Source organism: Sphingomonas sp. 66-10 (assembly GCF_001897045.1).
GTDB lineage: Bacteria > Pseudomonadota > Alphaproteobacteria > Sphingomonadales > Sphingomonadaceae > Sphingomonas > Sphingomonas lycopersici.
In genome coordinates, this window is record NZ_MKRR01000138.1 from 83,630 (window position 1) to 86,303 (window position 2,674).

Sequence of the window (2,674 nt, forward strand, 5' to 3'; positions counted from 1 at the left end):
GCCGAGCAGCAGGACATAGGTGACCGCGATCGTCGTATCGATCTGCCCCAGCGCCTGGAGCAAACGGAACAGCCACGCCCCGAGGAACGACCCGATGATCCCCCCCGCGACGAGCACCCCGCCCATCTTCACGTCGACCCCGTCGCGTCGGAAATAGGCGAAGACGCCCGACACGCTGGCGCCGGTCACCTGGCTCGCCGCGCTGGCGGCGGCGACGGTCGGCGGGATACCGTAGACGATCAGCAAGGGCGTGGTGAGGAAGCCGCCGCCGACCCCGAACATGCCGGAGAGCAGCCCGACGCCGGCGCCGAGCGCGACGATGACGAGCGCGTTCACCGACAGATTGGCGATCGGCAGATAGAGGTCCATGCCGCCAGCGGTAGGCGTTTCGCGCTCGCGACGAAAGACGCATGCGCGGTAAATTGCGCGTTAGAAATCCGCGCCGAGCGACAGCGCGACGCCGGCGCCGGGGCGCGCCGCACCCGCGATGCGCTGGCGCCATTCGAGCGTGATGCGCAGCGGGCGCGGGGTGGGGAGGATCACGCCGGCCGCCGGGCCGATATCGAGCCGCGCCGCCCCACGCTGCGCGCCGCCCCACAGCCCGGCGCCGAGCTCGACCCGCGCGCCGCCGACGCGGGCGACGGGGCGCATCGCGCGGGCTGCGGCGTCGACGAAGCCTTCGCCGCCGCCGCGCGCGATCACGCCGGCCTGCCCATAGCCTTCGAGCGCGAAGCCGGCGGCGAGCCGCGTCTGGGGTAGCCCGGCGATCACCCCGATCGTCGGGCCGTCGCGCGCGTTGGCGATCGCGATGCGCTGTTCGGCGAAGAGGTGGATCGGGTGCCGCGTCGGCCGCCAGTCGAGGCCGATCGCGGCTTCGCTTTGCCTCATCGTCAGCGCGGTGGAGACGCGCGCCGCGATCGCGACGCGGCGTGCCTCGCCCAGCGTATAAGTCACCCGCGCGCCGGCCTGGCTTCCGCCGAGCTGTGGCGCGAACGGCACCGCCGCACCGCCCCCGCCCCGCGCGATCAGCCACGCGCTCCCGCCCCAGCGCGAGGAGCGGTGCGAGGCGACGGATTTCGGCGGTGCCGCCGATGCGACGAGAGGGCGTGATTCGGTGTGGCGCGGTGAGTCGCTAAAAGCCGGCGTGTCCGGGGTAACTGCAAATCTCGTCTCCGGCTGCTTGGCGACGGATGTGCTTCCGTCCACGCGGCTCGGCTTTCTCTCCTCGTTATGCTCCCCCGTCATGCCGGGCTCGACCCGGCGTTCAGAGCGGCAAGCGACAGCGTCCGAGGCTCTGGATGCCGGGTCAAGCCCGGTATGACGATCAGTCTCGGGCCGGGCGGGGGAAGGAACATCTCGCGCCGGCGCCCGGCGGTCCGGTTGTCCTTCAACAGGCCACAGCATGAAGACGCGCATCGCGATCCACCCGCCGACGACGATGACGATGAAGCGCAGCGGCCGGCTGGCGCGGATCATCCGATGTCCGTCGGAAAGGCGTGCGCGGTCTTGTCCCATTGCGGCGTGCGCCCGGCGAGGATCGCGGCATAGCGTGCGGCGGCCCGGCGCGCGGCGAGCAAGGCGATGATATTGCCGACGATCATCCGCGGCGGCGACCATAATGCCTCGCGCCAGCCATAGGCCGCGGCGGTAAAACCGGCACGGACCGCCGCGCGCCACGCCAGCAGCGCGGCATTGGCGAGCAGCAGCAGCGCCGTCGTCGGCCCCGGCGGTGTCACCGCACTGCCGAGGATCAGATGCCCGGCCGCCGATCCCGCCCAGCCGACGATCGCGACATAGCCGGTCGCGAGCGTGATCACCGCCAGCGGCGCGCGGCGATCGTGCAGTCGCATCCAATGATCGCCGATGTCGCGCAGCCGCCCCCAGCCGAGCCGGTCCCAGCCGGCGAGCGCGATCCCGGTCATCCACCGCGCCTTCTGCCGCACCGCCTCGGCGATGGTGGCGGGGAAATATTCGCGCACCGCGATCAGCGTGCCGCCGCGCGTTTCGCGGACCCGCGCGAAATGCGCCGCCGCGCCGACCGAGGCGAGGCGCAGGCCGAGTTCGTAATCCTCGGTCAGGCTCGTCGGGTCGAACGGCGCGCGGTGATCCGCCGCGACCCGCGCCAGCGCCTCGACCCGGATCGCGCATCCCACGCCGGCGAGCGGCACCGCGGCGCGAAGCAAGGTGCGCACCGGCAGTTGCTTGCTGTGCGCCTCGGCGAATTCGTCGAGATAATGGCCCGAAACCAGCCGCGAGTCGCGCCGCGCCAGCGGCAGCACGGGAATCTGCACCACGGCATGCCGATCGAGCAGCGCGTCGAAGATGCGCAGTTCCGCCGGATGCACCACATCCTCGGCATCGTGGAGCACGATCGCGTCGCTGCGCCGGCGGTCGCATGCGTCGGCGGCGGCGACCGCGCGCCACAGCGTGTTGAGGCAATCGGCCTTGGTGGTCGGCCCGTGGCGCCGGCCGATCGTCAGCCGGACGCGGCGGTCGTGCGCGGCGATATCGGCGACCACCGCGATCGTCGCGCGATCATTGGGATAGCAGCCGACGATGATGATGAAATCGGGATGATCGAGCCGCGCGAGCGTGGTGCGCAGCATCGCGCCGATCACCGCGCTTTCGTCCCAGGCGGGGACGAGGATCGCGAAGCGCCGCGGCCGGGCCGGCG

3 protein-coding genes are annotated in these 2,674 nt (G+C 72.1%); all 3 read right to left on the reverse strand.

Annotation, left to right across the window (positions count from 1 at the left end; translation table 11 throughout):
* The coding region (locus BGN95_RS19645; protein ID WP_286773754.1) for a sulfite exporter TauE/SafE family protein at positions 1-369 on the reverse strand (369 nt) is incomplete at its 3' end.
* 60 nt (positions 370-429) lie between these two features.
* Positions 430-999, reverse strand: a complete 570-nt coding sequence (locus BGN95_RS19650) for a hypothetical protein (protein WP_286773755.1) — start codon at positions 997-999, stop codon at positions 430-432.
* A 473-nt stretch (positions 1,000-1,472) separates the two neighbouring features.
* Positions 1,473-2,674: glycosyl transferase family protein (locus BGN95_RS19655; RefSeq protein ID WP_286773756.1), on the reverse strand; the 1,202-nt coding region annotated here is incomplete at its 5' end.